This is a genomic window from Streptomyces sp. NPDC058683 (assembly GCF_042716195.1).
GTDB lineage: Bacteria > Actinomycetota > Actinomycetes > Streptomycetales > Streptomycetaceae > Streptomyces.
The window spans coordinates 158,968-176,216 of the sequence record NZ_JBHXSK010000002.1; the positions used below are offsets into that span (position 1 = coordinate 158,968).

12 protein-coding genes are annotated in these 17,249 nt (G+C 73.4%); 8 read left to right on the forward strand and 4 right to left on the reverse strand.

Annotated features, from left to right (window positions below):
- Positions 1-110 precede the first annotated feature (110 nt).
- The 5 genes from ACFWXC_RS02825 to ACFWXC_RS02845 all read left to right on the forward strand — a co-directional run bounded on the left by ACFWXC_RS02825 (position 111) and on the right by ACFWXC_RS02845 (position 7,398).
- The gene (locus ACFWXC_RS02825; protein WP_384471943.1) at positions 111-2,327 is read left to right on the forward strand and encodes an NADP-dependent isocitrate dehydrogenase; all 2,217 of its coding nucleotides are present in this window, start codon (positions 111-113) and stop codon (positions 2,325-2,327) included.
- A gap of 362 nt (positions 2,328-2,689) precedes the next feature.
- Entirely contained in the window at positions 2,690-4,054 is a 1,365-nt protein-coding gene (locus ACFWXC_RS02830; RefSeq protein WP_384471946.1) for a bifunctional o-acetylhomoserine/o-acetylserine sulfhydrylase, read from the forward strand.
- A gap of 20 nt (positions 4,055-4,074) precedes the next feature.
- A complete protein-coding gene (locus ACFWXC_RS02835; protein WP_384471949.1) occupies positions 4,075-5,208 on the forward strand; it encodes a homoserine O-acetyltransferase in 1,134 nt (377 codons plus the stop codon).
- Between the two features lie 47 nt (positions 5,209-5,255).
- Positions 5,256-6,047 carry an N-formylglutamate amidohydrolase gene (locus ACFWXC_RS02840; protein WP_384471952.1) on the forward strand — a complete coding sequence of 264 codons (792 nt, stop codon included), beginning with the start codon at positions 5,256-5,258 and terminating at the stop codon, positions 6,045-6,047.
- Positions 6,048-6,105: 58 nt separating this feature from the next.
- Positions 6,106-7,398 carry a cytochrome P450 gene (locus ACFWXC_RS02845; RefSeq protein ID WP_384471955.1) on the forward strand — a complete coding sequence of 431 codons (1,293 nt, stop codon included), beginning with the start codon at positions 6,106-6,108 and terminating at the stop codon, positions 7,396-7,398.
- A gap of 13 nt (positions 7,399-7,411) precedes the next feature.
- Here ACFWXC_RS02845 and ACFWXC_RS02850 read toward each other — a convergent pair whose 3' ends face one another.
- From ACFWXC_RS02850 to ACFWXC_RS02860, 3 genes are read right to left on the reverse strand one after another with little or no spacing between them, the layout of a single operon-like run.
- A complete protein-coding gene (locus tag ACFWXC_RS02850; RefSeq protein ID WP_384471958.1) occupies positions 7,412-7,891 on the reverse strand; it encodes a hypothetical protein in 480 nt (159 codons plus the stop codon).
- Complete coding sequence (locus ACFWXC_RS02855; protein WP_384471962.1) at positions 7,888-8,487, reverse strand: RNA polymerase sigma factor; 600 nt, start codon at positions 8,485-8,487, stop codon at positions 7,888-7,890. Before ACFWXC_RS02855 ends, ACFWXC_RS02850 begins: the two co-directional genes overlap by 4 nt.
- 35 nt (positions 8,488-8,522) lie before the next feature.
- Entirely contained in the window at positions 8,523-9,965 is a 1,443-nt protein-coding gene (locus ACFWXC_RS02860) for a S8/S53 family peptidase (protein WP_384471965.1), read from the reverse strand.
- A 149-nt stretch (positions 9,966-10,114) separates the two neighbouring features.
- Here ACFWXC_RS02860 and ACFWXC_RS02865 point away from each other — a divergent pair, with 149 nt between their 5' ends.
- Positions 10,115-12,679 carry a CHAT domain-containing protein gene (locus ACFWXC_RS02865; protein ID WP_384472528.1) on the forward strand — a complete coding sequence of 855 codons (2,565 nt, stop codon included), beginning with the start codon at positions 10,115-10,117 and terminating at the stop codon, positions 12,677-12,679.
- A gap of 104 nt (positions 12,680-12,783) precedes the next feature.
- On the opposite strand, the gene ACFWXC_RS02870 is transcribed toward ACFWXC_RS02865, so the two are convergent.
- Positions 12,784-14,511 (reverse strand): LuxR C-terminal-related transcriptional regulator, encoded by a 1,728-nt coding sequence (locus ACFWXC_RS02870; RefSeq protein WP_384471968.1) that lies wholly within the window; start codon positions 14,509-14,511, stop codon positions 12,784-12,786.
- Between the two features lie 94 nt (positions 14,512-14,605).
- Here ACFWXC_RS02870 and ACFWXC_RS02875 point away from each other — a divergent pair, with 94 nt between their 5' ends.
- Complete coding sequence (locus ACFWXC_RS02875; RefSeq protein ID WP_384471971.1) at positions 14,606-15,685, forward strand: M12 family metallopeptidase; 1,080 nt, start codon at positions 14,606-14,608, stop codon at positions 15,683-15,685.
- Between the two features lie 564 nt (positions 15,686-16,249).
- Positions 16,250-17,170 carry an ABC transporter substrate-binding protein gene (locus ACFWXC_RS02880; protein ID WP_384471974.1) on the forward strand — a complete coding sequence of 307 codons (921 nt, stop codon included), beginning with the start codon at positions 16,250-16,252 and terminating at the stop codon, positions 17,168-17,170.
- Positions 17,171-17,249: the final 79 nt, after the last annotated feature.

Below are 17,249 nucleotides of genomic sequence, written 5' to 3' on the forward strand. Positions count from 1 at the left end.
CCCGTCGTATGACCATCGGATCTTCCGAGTCGCGGACCCCTGTCGAGCCCGGGTCGTTCACGAGATATCTTGATGTCGAGCAATGTTGCAGACGTGGAGCGGAGCACCCGGTGACTGACTCGACCATCATCTACACCTACACAGACGAGGCCCCGGCCCTGGCGACGCACTCGTTCCTGCCGGTGATCCAGGCGTATGCCTCGCAGGCCGGTGTCGCCGTGGACATCCGCGACATCTCGCTGGCCGGGCGCATCATCGCCCACTTCCCGGAGTACCTGAACGAGGACCAGCGCATCCCGGACGCCCTGGCCGAGCTGGGCGACCTGGCCAAGACGCCCGAGGCCAACATCGTCAAGCTGCCGAACATCTCGGCGTCGATCCCGCAGCTGAAGGCCGCCGTCGCCGAGCTCCAGGGCAAGGGCTACGCGCTGCCGGCCTACCCGGACGACCCGAAGACCGACGAGGAGCGCGAGATCCGCGCCCGCTACGACAAGATCAAGGGTTCCGCCGTGAACCCGGTCCTGCGTGAGGGCAACTCGGACCGCCGCGCCCCCGCCTCGGTGAAGAACTACGCCAAGACCCACCCGCACCGCATGGGTGCCTGGACCTCCGAGTCCAAGACCAATGTGACCACCATGGGCGAGAACGACTTCCGCTCCACCGAGAAGTCCGTGGTGATCTCCGAGGCCGGCGCCCTGAAGATCGAGCTGGTCGCCGAGGACGGCACCACCACCGTCCTCAAGGACTCCGTACCGGTCCTGGCGGGCGAGGTCGTCGACGCCTCCGTGCTGCACGTCGCCCAGCTCAACGACTTCCTGGCCGCGCAGATCGCCCGCGCCAAGCAGGAGGGCGTCCTGTTCTCCGTGCACCTCAAGGCCACGATGATGAAGGTCTCCGACCCGATCATCTTCGGTCACGTGGTGCGCGTCTTCTTCCCGAAGACGTTCGCGAAGTACGGCCAGACCCTCAAGGCGGCCGGCCTCAGCGCGAACGACGGTCTGGGCGGCATCCTCAAGGGCCTGGAGAACCTGCCCGAGGGCGCCGAGATCAAGGCCTCCTTCGACGCCGAGATCGCCGAGGGCCCGGCCCTGGCGATGGTCGACTCCGACAAGGGCATCACCAACCTGCACGTGCCCTCCGACGTCATCATCGACGCCTCGATGCCGGCCATGATCCGCACCTCCGGCCACATGTGGGGCCCGGACGGCCAGGAGGCCGACACCCTCGCGGTCATCCCGGACTCCTCCTACGCCGGTGTCTACCAGGCCGTGATCGAGGACTGCCGGGTCAACGGCGCCTTCGACCCGTCCACCATGGGCTCGGTCCCGAACGTGGGCCTGATGGCGCAGAAGGCCGAGGAGTACGGCTCCCACGACAAGACCTTCGAGATCGCCACCGCCGGCACGGTCCGCCTGGTCGACGCGGCCGGCAACGTCGTGATCGAGCAGCCGGTCGCCGCCGGTGACATCTTCCGCGCCTGCCAGACCAAGGACGCGCCGATCAAGGACTGGGTGAAGCTGGCCGTCACCCGCGCCCGCGCCACCGGCGACCCGGCCGTCTTCTGGCTGGACGAGGGCCGTGCGCACGACGCGCAGCTCATCGCCAAGGTCAACCAGTACCTGGCCGACCACGACACCGAGGGCCTGGACATCAGGATCCTGGCGCCGGTCGAGGCCACCAAGCTGTCCGTGGAGCGCATCCGCCGCGGCGAGAACACCATCTCCGTCACCGGCAACGTGCTCCGTGACTACCTGACCGACCTCTTCCCGATCCTGGAGCTGGGCACCAGCGCCAAGATGCTGTCGGTCGTCCCGCTGATGGCGGGCGGCGGCCTGTTCGAGACGGGCGCCGGCGGCAGCGCGCCGAAGCACGTCCAGCAGCTGGTCAAGGAGAACTACCTGCGCTGGGACTCCCTCGGTGAGTTCTTCGCGCTCGTCCCCTCCTTCGAGCAGTACGCCGACTTCACCGGCAACGCCCGCGCCAAGGTGCTGGCCGACACCCTTGACCGCGCCACGGCGACCTTCCTCAACGAGGACAAGTCCCCGACCCGTCGCGTCGGCGGCATCGACAACCGCGGCAGCCACTTCTACCTGTCCCTGTACTGGGCGCAGGAGCTGGCCGCCCAGACCGACGACGCCGACCTGGCCAAGGCGTTCGCGCCGTTCGCCGAGTCGCTCGCCGCCGACGAGCAGCAGATCGTCGACGAGCTGCTCGCCGTCCAGGGCTCCCCGGCCGACATCGGCGGCTACTACCAGCCCGAGAAGGCCAAGGCGGACGCGGTCATGCGCCCGTCGGCGACCTGGAACGCGGCGCTCGCGGCGCTCTGAGCCGACACCCCGGACCCCAGGGGTCCGTATGAAGTCTCCGCCCCGGCAGGCACCCGCCCGCCGGGGCGGAGCCATGTCCGGCCCCGTGACGCGCGTATGCCATTCGTGAAGTCTGCGTGTCACGTGCGGCGCGCGGCTGGTCCGCCGTGACCCGCTGTGGTTCGCTCGACGCATGACGGTGCTTGTGACCCGACGCCACGTGGACCACGCGCGTGTCACCACCACAGGGTGTCCCGCCGAGAGCTGACGCTCCGCTCAGGCCCTTCCCACGCCCTCCCTCGTTCCGCCTTGTTCTGCCTTGTTCTGCCGACGCGTGCCCGCACGCGCACGCCGTCCTGCCTTCCCGCGCGAGGAGCAGCACCATGAGCCAGCCCATCGACTCCGTCACCGCCGGTCACACGCCCGAGGAGCCGCCCGCCGGGCCGGACACCTCGGCCTGGTCGTTCGAGACCCGGCAGGTCCACGCCGGGGCCGTCCCGGACCCGACGACCGGCGCCCGGGCGACGCCGATCTACCAGACGACGTCGTTCGTGTTCCGCGACACCCAGCACGCCGCCGACCTGTTCGCCCTCGCCGAGCCCGGCAACATCTACACCCGCATCCACAACCCCACCCAGGACGTCTTCGAGCAGCGGATCGCGGCCCTGGAGGGCGGGGTCGCGGCGGTGGCGCTGTCGTCCGGGCAGGCCGCGGAGACCCTGGCGATCCTGAACCTGGCGGGCGCGGGCGACCACATCGTCTCGAGCACGTCGCTGTACGGCGGCACCTACAACCTGTTCCGGCACACGCTGCCGAAGTTCGGCATCGAGGTGTCCTTCGTGGACGACCCGGACGACCCGGAAGCCTGGCGGGCGGCCGTCCGCCCGAACACCAAGGCGCTGTTCGCGGAGACGCTGGGCAACCCGCGCGGCAACGTGCTCGACGTACGGGCGGTCGCGGACGTGGCCCACGCGGCGGGCGTGCCGCTGATCGTGGACAACACGGTCCCGACCCCCTATCTGCTGCGGCCCCTCGAACACGGCGCGGACATCGTGGTGCACTCGGCGACCAAGTTCCTCGGCGGGCACGGCACGGCCATCGCGGGTGTGGTCGTGGACGGCGGCGGCTTCGACTTCGGCGCGCACGCGGACCGCTTCCCCGACTTCTCCGAGCCCGACCCCAGCTACCACGGACTGCGCTACTGGCCGGTGCTCGGCCCGGGCGCGTACGCGATCAAGCTGCGGGTGCAGCTGCTGCGCGACCTCGGCCCGGCGCTCTCCCCGCACTCGGCGTTCCTGCTGCTCCAGGGCGTGGAGACGCTCAGCCTGCGGCTGGAGCGGCACTCCGCCAACGCCCTGGCCCTGGCCGAGTGGCTGGAGCAGCGCGACGAGGTCGCCGCCGTCCACTATCCGGGCCTGCCCTCCAGCCGCTGGTACGAGGCGGGGCGGAAGTACCTGCCGCGCGGGGCGGGCGCGATCGTCTCCTTCGAGCTCCGGGACGGGATCGAGGCGGGCAAGCGGTTCGTGGACGCCGTCGAGCTGTTCAGCCACCTCGCCAACATCGGTGACGTCCGCAGCCTGATCATCCACCCGGCGTCCACCACCCACAGCCAGCTGGACGAGGAGCAGCTGGCGGCGACCGGGACCACGCCGGGCCTGGTGCGGCTGTCGGTCGGCATCGAGAACCTCGCCGACCTCAAGGCCGACCTGGAGGCCGGTTTCCGCGCCGCCAAGGGCGCCGCGTCCTGAACGCCGTACCACTTCCCGCGGTGCCCCTTCCGCCGGCCGCGGTGGCCTGGCGGGAGGGGGATCCGCCGGGCCACCGGCAGTGGTACGCGGCGGAGAAGCCGCTGTCCCTGGAGGCGGGCGGCGAACTGCCGGGGGTACGGCTGGCGTTCGAGACCTGGGGCCGGCCGGCCCCGGACGCCGGCAACGCCGTGCTCGTGCTGCACGCGCTCACCGGTGACAGCCATGTCGCCGGGCCCGCCGGGCCGGGGCATCCGACCCCGGGCTGGTGGGAGGGTGTGGTCGGGCCGGGCCTGGCGCTGGACACCGACCGCTGGTTCGTCGTCGCCCCGAACGTCCTGGGCGGCTGCCGGGGCAGCACCGGGCCTTCCTCCCCGCGCGGCGACGGACGCGGGCCCTGGGGCGGTGCGTTCCCGTTCCTGACCCAGCGGGACCAGGTCGCCGCCGAGGCCGGGCTGGCCGACGCCCTCGGCATCGAGCGCTGGGCGCTGGTGGTGGGCGGTTCGATGGGCGGGATGCGGGCCCTGGAGTGGGCGGTGTCGTACCCGGAGCGGGTCGGCGCCCTGCTGCTGCTCGCCACCACGGCGGCGGCCGGCGCGGAACAGATCGCCTGGGCGAACACCCAGCTCACCGCGATCCGCGCCGACCCCGGCTGGCAGGGCGGCGACTACCACGGCACCGGACGCGCCCCGCACTCCGGCCTGGGCCTGGCCCGCCGGATCGCCCACGTCACCTACCGGAGCGAGCCCGAACTCGCGCTCCGCTTCGGCCGGGCGCCCCAGGGCACCGAGAACCCCTTCGACGGCGGCCGCTACCAGGTCGAGTCGTACCTCGACCACCACGCCGCCAAGCTGACCCGACGCTTCGACGCGGGCAGTTACGTCGTCCTGTCGGAGGCGATGAACGCCCATGACGCCGGCCGCGACCGGGGCGGGCTGCGCAGCGCCCTCGGCCGGGTCACGGCCCGCACCCTGGTGGCGGGCGTGGACTCGGACCGTCTCTATCCCCCGGCCCAGCAGGCCGAGCTGGCCGCGCTGATCCCGTCGGCCGACGGGCCGCGGCTGATCGAGTCGCCGTACGGCCACGACGGCTTCCTGATCGAGACCGGACAGGTGGGCGGCCTGATCCGGGAGCTGCTGGGCCCGTCGTCGGTGTGACACCTTGATCCTGCACCCCGCCACCGACCACGCCCCGGGAGCCGCCCGTGTCCGAGCCGTCGTACGAACTGCTGCCCGGCGCCGCCGAGTCGCCCGTGATCCTGCATGTGCCGCACTCCGCGCGGGCGGTCCCGGCCGGTGTGCGCGCCGACCTCGTGCCGGACGATGCCGCGCTGGAGCGGGAGCTGGACCACATCACGGACGCGCACACGGCGGACATCGCGGCGGCCGCGGCTCAGCTGGCCGGGGTGACTCCCTGGCGGTTCGTCAACCGGCTGTCCCGGCTGGTGGTGGATCCGGAGCGGTTTCCCGACGAGCGGGAGGAGATGCTCGCCGTCGGGATGGGGGCCGTGTACACGCGGACCACGCACCGGGGTGTGCTGCGGGACGAGCCGTTCGATCCCGGGCCGTTGGTCGAGCGGTACTTCCGGCCGTACGCCCGGGCGATGACGGAGGCCGTCGCCGGGCGGCTGGCGGCGACCGGGCGGGCCGTGGTGATCGACGTGCACTCCTATCCGAGCCGGGCGCTGCCCTACGAGCTGCACGGGGCGGGGCCGCGGCCGCCGGTGTGTCTGGGCACGGACGGCTTCCACACGCCGGCCGAGCTGACAGCGGCGGCCCGGAAGGCGTTCGCGGGGTGCGGGGAGACGGGGCTGGACAGCCCGTTCGCCGGGGCCTACGTGCCGCTGGAGTTCTACGGGTCGGACGCGCGGGTCGGCGCCCTGATGATCGAGATCCGGCGGGACCTCTACATGACCGAGCCGGGCGGTCCGGCGGGGGCGGGAGCGGACCGGCTCGCCGCGGCCCTCGCCGCGCTCGTGGACTCCGTCGCCCGCTGACCCTCCGGCTGGAGCATTCCGGCAGGACACGTGGTGAGGGCCGTACGACCGTGGAGGCATGACCACGGAGATCACCGCGCCCACGGAGCCGGCCGGGCTCACGACGACGGACGCGGCCCCGCCCCCCAAGACGGAGCAGGCCCCGCCCGTCTGCCCGGCGGCGCCGCCCGTACGGGACTGGCCGGCGTACGACCTGGAGGGGACCGAGTTCGACCCGATCCTCGCCGCGATGATGCGGGAAGCGCCGGTGACGCGCATCCGGTTGCCGTTCGGCGAGGGCTGGGCGTGGCTCGCCACCCGGTACGAGGACGTCAGGACCGTCACCAACGATCCGCGGTTCAGCCGTGCCGAGGTCACCCGGCGCCAGGTCACCCGGCTCGCCCCGCACTTCGAGCCCCGTCCGGGCTCGCTGGCCTGGGCCGACCAGCCCGACCACAACCGGCTGCGCAAGGCCGTCGCCGGTGCCTTCACGGTCGGCGCGATGAAGCGGCTGCGGCCCCGGGCGCAGGAGATCCTCGACGAACTGGTCGACGGGGTGGTGCGGGAGGGGCCGCCCGCCGATCTGGTCGAGCGGGTCCTTGAGCCGTTCCCGATCACCGTGGTCAGCGAGGTGATGGGCGTGCCGGAGGCCGACCGGGAGCGGGTGCACGCCTGGACCCGGCAGATCATCTCCACCTCCGGCGGCGCCGAGGCCGCCGACCGGGCCAAGCAGGGGCTGTACGGGTGGATCACCGAGACGGTGCGCGCGCGGGCCGGCGGCCCGGGCGACGACGTGTACGCGCTGCTCGGGGGTGCGGTGGCCCGCTGCGAGATCAGCGAGGAGGAGGCCGTCGGGCTGGCCGGTCCGCTGCAGATCGGCGGTGAGGCGGTCACCCACAACTGCGGCCAGATGCTGTACCTGATGCTCACCCGGCCGGAGCTGCCGGCACATCTGCGGGACCCGGCGGTGGAGCGTGGGCCGGTCCTTGACGAGCTGCTGCGCTGGATCCCGCACCGCAGCACGGTCGGGCTGGCCCGGATCGCCCTGGCGGACGTCGAACTGGGCGACGGCACCCGGATCGCGGCCGGCGATCCGGTGTACGTCTCCTATCTCGCCGCCAACCGCGACCCGGCCGTCTTCCCCGACCCGGACGGTATCGTCCCGGACCGCGAGCCCCACCCGCATCTCGCCTTCGGCAACGGCCCGCACTACTGCACGGGCGCGGTCCTCTCCCGGCTCCAGACCGAGCTGCTGGTCGACACCCTCCTCGACCGGCTGCCGGGGCTGCGGCTCGCGGTGCCGGCCGAGGACGTGGAGTGGCGCCGCAGGACGATGATCCGGGGGCCGCTGACCCTGCCCGTCGCCTGGTGAGACGGCGCCGGACTCAGGCACGCAGCCACTCCGTGACGATCACGTCCCCGCCGGTCCGCAGCCGGAGCGCGAACGGGCCTGCGGGCGGGGTGTCACTGGCGAAGCGGCCCATGCCGTCGGCCGTGAGCGGGCGGGCCGCCGCCGGACCGCCGAGCACCTCGATCCGCGCGGACTGCGGGGGCAGCACCTGGCCCAGCAGCCCCTCGTCGGTGACCTCGATGTCCACGGTGAGATCGCCCGCCTGGAAGGTCAGCATCCGGGGCGGGGCCTCGGCTCCTCTGACCGGGATGGCGTCGACCAGGGAGTCGAAGGTCAGCTCGGCGACCCGGGCGTCCAGGTCGTGCAGCACATAGGCGTCCATGGCCAGTTGGAGCAGCCCGGCCGGGAGCGGGTCGAGGACGGCGGCCGCCTGGCGCAGCTCCTCCTCCAGGAGGTCCGCGTCGAACTCGGTGCCGTCGAGGTCCTCCTCCACCGGGAAACCGTCGTCGCTCATACCGCACCCCTCGCGTCCAGCCGGGCCCGCAGCCGGCGCAGACAGCGCTGGCGCAGCGGGCCGATACTGCCCACCGCGATCCCCAGCGCCACGGACACCTCGACATAGCTGGGCGGCGGCGAGGCCATCAGGACCCGCAGCAACTGCCTGCACCGGTCGCCGAGTTCCTCGAACTCCTGCCACAGCAGACGGATCCGCTCGGCCTCGTCCGCCTGGTCCTCCGCGTCGATCACGGACTGCTCGGGCGTACGGACCTCGCTGACCCGGTCCAGTACCTGCGGATCGTCGGTCGGCAGCAGCCGGGTCAGCCCGCGGATCACCTTCAGGCACTCGTTGCGTGCCGTGCTGGCCAGCCAGGAGCCCGCCTTCTCCGGCTCCCGGATACGGCCCAGGTGCTGGGCGAAACGGAACCACACGGTCTGGTAGACCTCGTGCCCGTCGGCGTCGGAGAGCCGATGCGCGCGCACCACGGACCACACCAGTGGGCTCAGCCCTTCCACGAGCGCCTTCCAGGCCGCCGCGTCGCCGTCGACGGCGGACTGGACCAGCGCGCCGACCTCTGCTCGGTCCACGGTCCCACCCCTCGTGTACGGCAAGTCATCGTACGCCGTGGAGGGGAGTGTTCCGGAACTCAGGCCGACGTGACCAGCCTGACGACCGGGACCGGCTGCCAGCTCGCCGGGCGGAGCGCCGGTACAGCGGTGCCGCGCACCTCGGCGTACTCCGAGATGTTCTCCAGGAGCCGGATGCCCGCCGTACGCGGGTCGGTCTCCTTGTGCGTGGTCATCCGGTCGGCGACGAGGCCGGCCACGATGGGGGTGGCGAACGATGTTCCGCTCCACTGTGCGAACCCTTCGAACATCACTTGGTCCGGTTTGCCGGGGCCGGTCGTCCCGGTGTCGGTCAACACGCCTGTGTGGCGCGGGTACTGGCAGGTGCAGGCGTACGTGAAGCCGAACCGGCAGGCCTCGTAGGTGGTGTGCTGGTACACGTACGGCACGGGTGCGTCGAACCCGGCCAGGGCGCCGATGAGTTGCTCGCCGGGGGCGTAGACCTTGACCCAGCTGCCGTGGTTGGTGAAGCAGGCGCCGTACTCGCCGTCGCTGCGCAGCGCGCCGACCGAGAGCACGCTGTTCTCGTAGCCGGGCAGGTCCGCGCAGGCGGCGGGCCAGAAGGAGGTGGCGCTGCCGTTGTTGCCGGCGGCGGCGACGAGCAGGGTGGACTGGTCGCGCAGGGCGTCCATGAAGGCCTCGACGGCGAGCAGTCCGTCGGCACTGCCGTTCGGGGTGCCGGCGGAGAGGCTGATGACGTCCGGCCAGCCGTGCTGGTCGACCGCCTCGAAGAGCTTGGCGCCGAACTCGGACTCCAGGATGGCGCCCGCGTCGTTCAGGGTGTTGGTGACGGTGATGTCCGTGTTGGGGGCGAGGGCGGCGATGAGACCGGCGATGAACGTGCCGTGCCCGACGTACTGCTGAAGGATCCCGTCGGCGCCGGTCTCGGCGAGCTGCGGGTCGCCCTGGACGCGGTCGAGGAGCGGGTAGGAGCGGTAGTCGTGCACCAGACCGGTGTCCATCACCAGGACGCTGACGGCGGTGTCCGGGTCGTAACTCCCCGCCACGGGCTGCGGGTTGGGGGTCTGGGTGAGCAGGGCGGGGAGCGGTTCGCAGGGGTTGCAGGAGTTGGCGTTCGGGGTGGTGGACACCACGTGGTTACGGCTGACCAGGCGGCGGCCGGTGCGCCCCTCCGCCTCCCGCAGGGCGCGCAGCGCGTGCCCGACGGCGCGGTCGCCGGTGCGGTCACCGTGGTTCGGGTCGCCGACCCGGATGCGGGTGACGCCGGTGCGGTTGGTCTCCGGGCCCGCCCTGAGCACCTGGTCGGCGACCAGGCCCGTGGTCGCGGTGAAGTGAGCACGCACGCGGTCCTCGACGATCCGTGCCTCCTCGCCGTCGCGGGCGAGGACGACCCCCTTCTCGTACAGGAACTCGGCGGCGTCGTCCGGCCCCATCGCCAGTGGTACGTCCGGCATGGAGCGCTGGATCTGTTCGAACTGCTCATGGAATCGCTGAGGTGCCATGGCCTGTCCTCCCCCGGTAACGGCGTTCTTCAGTCAGATTCACGGGCCCGCCGCTTGATACAGCGCCAAACCTGTGGGGCATGTATGCCCAGGCCACTACCATCCGAGGGGTGACTGCGCGAAGCGAATCGGTAACGGAACTCCTGCCGATGGTGTTCGCCGCCCCCGGTGAGGCCCTGGCGCGGGCGGAACGCGTCCTCCAGTCCGATCCGTCGCCGCTGGACGCGTCCGTCGCCCACCAGGTCATCGGCATCTGGCAGCGGGACTTCGGGGACCTTGCGGTGGCCCTCGACCATCTGCGGCGCGCCCGGGACTTCGCGGCCCGAGCGGACTCGGCGGAGCGGGAAGCGGATGTCCTCGGCACCCTCGGAGTGGCCCTGGTGCATGCGGGGCGCACGCGACAGGGACTGGCCGCGCTGGACCGGGGGGTGGCCCGGGGCAACGGGCACACCCGGGCGCGGGTGCTGTACCGGCGGGCGTTCGCCTCGTGGGTGCTGGGCCGCCACAAGGAGGCCCTGGAGGACCTGCGGCGGGCGATACCGGTGCTGCGGCAGGCCGATGACGTCATCTGGACCGCGCGGGCGCTGAGCGTGCGGGCCACCGTGCATCTGGCGGTGGGTGCGGTGGAGCGAGCGGACGCGGACTTCACGGCGGCGGAGCTGCTGTGGGAGACGACGGGCCAGGAGCACGACAAGGCGGTCGCCGTGGAGAACCGGGGCCTGGCCGCGTACCGGTCCGGCGACATCCCGGCGGCGCTGCGGCTGCTGGCCGCGGCCAAGGAGCGGTACGCCGAGCTGGACACCCCGCCGTTCATGCTCTACATCACGCGCTGCGAGGTGCTGATGGCGGCCGGGCTCGCCCCCGAGGCGCTGGCCGAGGCGGACGCGGCGATCGCGGTCCTGGACCGGATCGGCGGGCAGTCCACCCGCAAGGCCGAGCTGCTGCTGACCGCCGCCCGGGCCGCGCGCTCGGCGGGGGACGCCCAGACCGCCATCGCCCGTGCCGCCGTCGCCGTACGGCTCTTCTCGGGGCAGCGGCGCAGCTGGTGGGAGACGCATGCCCGGCTGGTGCTGATCGAGGCGCGGGTGGCGGGCGGGGCCGCTTCGGGGCGGCTGGTGCAGGACGCGGCGGCGGTCGCCGACCAGCTGGCGTCCTTCGGGGCGCCTGCCGCGCCGGAGGCCTCGCTGCTCGCGGGGCGGATCGCGCTGGCGCTGGGCTGGACGGCGGACGCGGAACGGCATCTCGCGGTGGCCGCGCGCAGCAGACACGGCGGACCGCCGCTGGCCCGGATGACCGGCTGGGCGGCGCAGGCGCTGAGCGCCCGGGCGGCCGGTTCGCGGCGGGGCGTGCTGGAGGCCTGCCGACGTGGCCTGGACGTCCTCGACGACCACCGGATGACGCTGGGTGCCTCGGAGTTGCGGGCCCGGGCCACCGCGCAGGGCGCGGAGCTGGCCGCGCTGGCCCAGCAGGCGAGCCTGGCGCACGGCGGACCGCGCCGGCTGCTGGAGTGGAGCGAACGCTGGCGGGCCACGGTCCTGTCCACTCCCCCGACCCGGCCGCCCGCCGACCCGGCCCTGCTCGCCTCGCTCACCGCGTTCCGTGAGATCGCGTCCCGCGCGGAGGACGCCCGCAGGCAGGGCCGCCCGGTGCCCGCCCTGGAGCGCGAACAGCGCCGTCTGGAAAGGGAGATCCGCTCCCGCACCCACCACATCGGCGGCGACGCCCCCGGCGCGGGCGACCGCTTCGACCCGGCCCGGCTGCTCGACCGGCTCGGCGACGCCCGCCTGGCCGAACTCGCCGTCCTGGACGGGCGGGTGCACATCCTGCTGTGCGGCCAGGGCCGGGTACGGCGCTTCGAGGGCGGCCCGCTGGCGGAGGCCGTCGCCGAGGCCGAGCACGTCCAGGCGGGGCTGCGGCGGCTCGCGCATCCGGGGGCGGAGGGGCGGCTCGCGGTGGTCGAGGCCGCCGGGCGGCGGTTGGAGGAGCTGCTGCTGGGCGCGGCCGCGGACCAACTCGGCTCGGGACCGGTGGTGATCGTCCCGCCGGGGGCGCTGCACCGGGTGCCGTGGGCCCTGCTGCCGTCCCTGCGGGAGCGGGTGCTCAGCGTGTCGCCGTCGGCGGGGAGCTGGCTGCGGGCCCGGGAGACCGAGCCGCCGCCGGGCGGCCGCCATGTGCTGGTCCGCGGGCCGGGCCTGGCGACCGGGGGCGCGGAGGTGCCCGAGGTGGCGGGCCAGTACGCGACGGCCCGGATCCTTGAACACGAGGAGGCCCAAGTCCCCCGTGTCCTCGACGAGTTGGACGGGGCGGCGCTGGCGCACATCGCGGCGCACGGCACCTTCCGCGCCGACAGCCCGCTCTTCTCCTCGCTGCGCATGGCCGACGGCCCGCTGATCGTCCACGACTTCGAGCGCCTGGCCCGCAGCCCCTACCGGATCATCCTCTCCAGCTGCGACACCGCCCGCCTCGCCTCGGTCGGCGCCGACGAACTCCTCGGCCTGGTCACGGCGTTGCTGCCGCTGGGCACGGCCGGCGTGGTGGCGAGCAGCGCGCCCGTCAACGACGCGGCCGTGGTCCCGCTGATGCTGGCCCTGCACAAGGGTCTGGGCGCCGGCCTGTCACTGGCGGAGGCACTGCGGGACGCCCGGGCCGCCCTGCCGGGCGACGCGGTCCACCAGGCGACGGGGTGGGCGTTCGCGGCTTTCGGGGCGGCCTGAGCGTCCGGAGCGCCCCAAAGGGGCGCGGGGAACTGCGCGACCAGCCACGAAGGCGCCGCACCCGAACGACGGCACTGCATTTCACGGCGCCCCCAGCGGAGCGTTCACGCGGATTTACGCTCGGGCTGCTCCACCAGCCACGGCAGCGCCGCCCGGTCGCTCCCGCCGAGGCGGGTGTACGCGCTGTAGAGGTGGTTGCCCACCGTCCGGACGGACAGGGTCAGCCGCTCGGCGATCTGGCGGTTGCTCAGGCCGGCCGCGGCCAGTGTGACGATCTGCCGCTGCCGGGCGGTGAGTTCGCCGAGGACCAGGCCGGACAGCGCCGGGGTGCGGGCGCCCTGGCAGCGGCGGGCGAGGGCGACGGCGCGGGTGCGGGACATCCGGGCGGCCCGCGGGTCCCGGTGCGCGCGGACCGCCTGGGCGTGCGCCTCCGCCGCGAACAGCAGCAGACCGCGCTCGGCCAGCGCCTCGGCGGCCCGGTCCAGGGCGGGCCCGTCGCCCCGTGCGAGGGCCTGCGCGTGCCGTGCCAGGACGCCGTCCAGCCGCCCGGCGGCCCCCGCCGGCTCCCCCAGCCGTACTGCGCCGTAGTGCGCGAGACCCCCGTCCCCGCGCACTACGGCAGCTTCTCCCGCCTCGGCGGCGGCACAGGCGAGTTCGGTACGGCAGGAGGCGTCGCCCGGCGCCGTCCGCAGTCCCTCCCTCGCCCACGCCGCCGCCTCTCGCAGCTCCCCCCGAAGCCGCGAGTACCGGGCACGCACGGCCGCGTACCCGGCCGGTACGGGCAGGCCTCCCGACGCCAGCCACTCCCCCACCGGGGCCGGCACCTCCCGCACGTCCAACTGGTCGACGGCTGTAGCGAGTTGCTCTTGCTCGTCCTTCAGGGCGGGCTCGCACTGGCTCGGGGTGCGGGCCAGGCGGCGAGACCGGAGCCGGCCCGCTCGGGCGCGCAGCGCGGGGCCGTGCAGCGGGTGGGCGAGGCGGACCGCGCCCCGGTCGTCGACCTGGATCAGGCCGTCCGCCTCCAGCCGTTCGAGGATGCCGAGGTCGAGGCCGTCGTCGAGGTGGGGCGGCAGCGGCTCGGCGAAGGCGAGCCGTTCGAGGGCGTCGCGTTCGCCGGGGTCCGGCCGGTCCAGGAGGGGCGCGATCCGGTCCCGTACGGTCGCGGTGAGCGGCAGCGGGCCGTGCCAGGCCCGTTCGCCGGTGTCCGGCACCCGGGTCAGCGCACCGGACTCGCGCAGGGCGCCGTGCAGCTCCCGCAGCAGCCGCAGATCGCCCCGGCACACCCGGTGCAGCCGGCGCACGGTGAGCGGCTCCAGGCCGCCGCCGGCGAGCAGCTGGGCCGTCTCGTCGTACGGCAGCGGCTCCAGGGCGAGATGGGTGAGCAGTTCCCCGGTCCACAGCCGGGAGACCGCGCCGGGGAGGGGGGCCCGGTCGGCGGCGGCCACCACGAGCCGGGTGCGGCCGTGCACGGCGAGCTGGTGGACGAGGGCGGCCGAGGCCTCGTCGAGGAGGTGGGCGTCGTCGACGACGAGGAGCCGTACCCCCGAGAGGTGCTGGATCGCGCCGGGCAGCGAGAGCCGGCCGGGGAGCAGGTGCGCGAACGCGGCGAACGGGAGGGCGGAGGTCTCGGGAGTGCCGGTCACGCGGGCGCAGTCGGTGCCCCGCACGGCCTCCGTGATCAGCCGGGTCTTGCCGCCGCCGGCCGGTCCGGTCACCACGACACCCTGCCGGCCGATGCCCAGCGACCGCCTGACCAGCTCCAGTTCGTCCTCCCGGCCGGTGAACGGCCAAGGGAGTTCGAGGGTCCGCGCGTCCTGTTCGTCACTCGTCACGTGAGTATGAGTCGCGTTACTCAGCTCTGATACAGGGGGACTTGAGTAGCTCCCGACTCAGGCGTCCGGTCGGGGGGAACGGCAGTCTGGGCGCATGACCCGACGCTACTGCTCGCTTCCGCGGCAGTCGGACCCGGCGTTCGCCCCGGGGCTGGCCGCCGAGCGGCTGAGCGCGCTGGCCGGCGGGCGGCGGATGTGGGTCAACGGCACCACCCTGCACTACTACTTCTTCGACGCCGACACCGACGCCTCGGTGATCCCGGTCCCGGGGACCGGGGAGACCCGCCGGGTGCCGTGGGCCGGTGCCAAGGAGCAGCGGGACGTGGTGCGCGAGTGCTTCCGGGAGTGGCGGGACCTGGGCATCGGGGTGATGTTCGCCGAGGTCTCCGACCGGTGCGAGGCCGAGTTGCGGATCGGCTTCCAGCTGGGCGACGGCTCCTGGTCGGCGGTCGGCCGGGACGCGCTCTCGGTGGGCGCGGGCGAGCGCACCATGAACCTGGGCTGGGATCTGACCGAGCCCGGCGAGCGCTGGACGGCCCTGCACGAGATCGGGCACGCGCTCGGGATGCGGCACGAGCACCAGAGTCCGTTCGCCGGTGTCCACTGGGACGACGAGGCGGTCTACACCGACCTCGCCGGACCGCCGAACCACTGGAGCCGGGACAAGACGGACTTCAACATCCTGCACAGGCTGGATCCGGCCGAGGCCAACGGCTCGGTGTGGGACCCGCAGTCCGTGATGCAGTACCCCTTCGGCCCGGGGCTGATCCTGGAGCCGGAGCAGTATCACAGCGGTCTGTATCCGCCGGGCTCGCTGTCCCCGGCGGACAAGGAGTTCGTGCTCCGCTGGTACCCGCCCGCCGCGGCCCCGGCCACGCTGGTGCCGTTCCGCTCGGCGCCGCTCGGCCTCGGCCCGGGCGAGCAGGCGGACTTCGCCGTGGAGCCGCCGGAGACCCGCGTGTACAGCGTGGGCACCTTCGGAGAGAGCGACTCCGTCGTCGTGGTCTTCGAGGAGCGCGACGGGGAACCGCGCTACCTCGCCGGCCACGACGACGGGGGCACCCCGCACAACACCGGGATCAGGGTCCGGCTCGTCAAGGGCCGCCGCTACTTCGTCCGCGTCCGTCTCCATTCCACGTGGGGGTCGGGGGAGACAGCGGTCATGTGCTGGTGACACCGGCACACGACCGCGACGCGGAGGTCGGACCACTGTCCGGCACCGGGGGAAGCGGTCGCGGCACGTAGCCTTCGGGGGAGGGATACGTGCCGCGGCCATACCGGTGCGCCTGCCACTCGCCGGGGATACTCCCCAGGGGCGCGGGACCCTGTCGCTGTGCGGCTCCGGCGCGTGGGCACGACCCGCCCGTGACCTGGACGTCTCACTGATTGGGCAATGACGTCCCATATTTCGGACACAGCTTGCGTGGCATACGGGATCTGCGGTTATGGTTTCGGCCATCTACGCGGGAGCCCCTCCCCGACCGGGCTGAGAGGGCGTCTGGGATCCGTTCGCCGAGCGCGGGCGCGATCCCCATGGGGACGCCGACCGCACCAGAAGCGCTTTGCGCCCCGCGTAGGAGTCCACGTGTCCACAGCAGTAGAGCCGCAGTCCCCGGTGCCCGACCGCGCTGCCCGCTCCTGTTGTTGTCGCACCTGCTGCCGCCGGTCCCGCTGACCGCCACCTCCCGCACCCCGCTCACCCCCGCGCGCCCGCGCACGCCATCTTCGGAGTACCCCCATGCCGCATATACGGGTCATGCTCGACTATTTCCATCCATGGCCCAATTCCGCCGGTCTCTACGTCGCCCGTGCCCGGCGCTGGTACGCCGCCGCGGGTCTGGACGTCGAACTGGTGGTGCAGGATCCGGGGCGCGGGGACACGCTGGAGTACCTGGCCCGGGGCGAGGTGGACTTCGGGATCTTCCCGCCGAACCGGCTGCTCGACCGCCGGGCGGCGCTCGGCCAGCCGCTGGTCGCGGTCGCCGCCATCAACCACCGTGGTCTGGAGGCGATCCAGACCACGACCTCGACCGGCATCCACCGCCCCCGTGACCTGGCCGGCCGCCGTCTCGCCTTCAACCCGACCCCGCGCGGGCGGGCCATGGTCCGCCATCTGGTGGCGGCGGACGGCGGCGACCCGGACGCGGTGATCACGGTCGACGCGGGCGCGCGGGAGCTGACGGTGGACGACATCGAGGCGGGCGAGGCGGACGCGACCTTCGGCAACTACTGGTCCTGGGACGCACTGCGCGGCGACCTGCCCGAGCGGCGGCGCCTGACCTGGCCGGTCGACGAGATCGGCGCACCCCGCTACCACAGCTATCTGCTCGGCACGAGCGAGCGGCTGCGCGACAAGCAGCCGGCCCTGGTGCGGGACTTCCTGACCGTGACGGCCCGTGGATACGCCACCGCCGCCGGGGAGCCCGACGCCACCCTGGAGATGCTGGAGCGGGTCATCCCGTACTTCCCGCGCCCGCTCATCGCCCGCTCCCTCGCCCTGATCGCGCCCACGTGGACCGATCCGCAGGGGCGCTGGGGCGTGATCGACGAGAGCCGTATGGGTCCCTACGCGCACTGGCTCGCCGAGAACGGTGCCATCGCGCACGACCACGACTGGAACCGGTCCTTCACCAACAGCCTGCTGGACGTGACCGCATGACCCTGCTCACCCGGCGGCTCGCCGTCGACTTCAAGCGGGTGGACAGCGCGCTGTGTCGGGCCTGACCGCCCCACTCCGC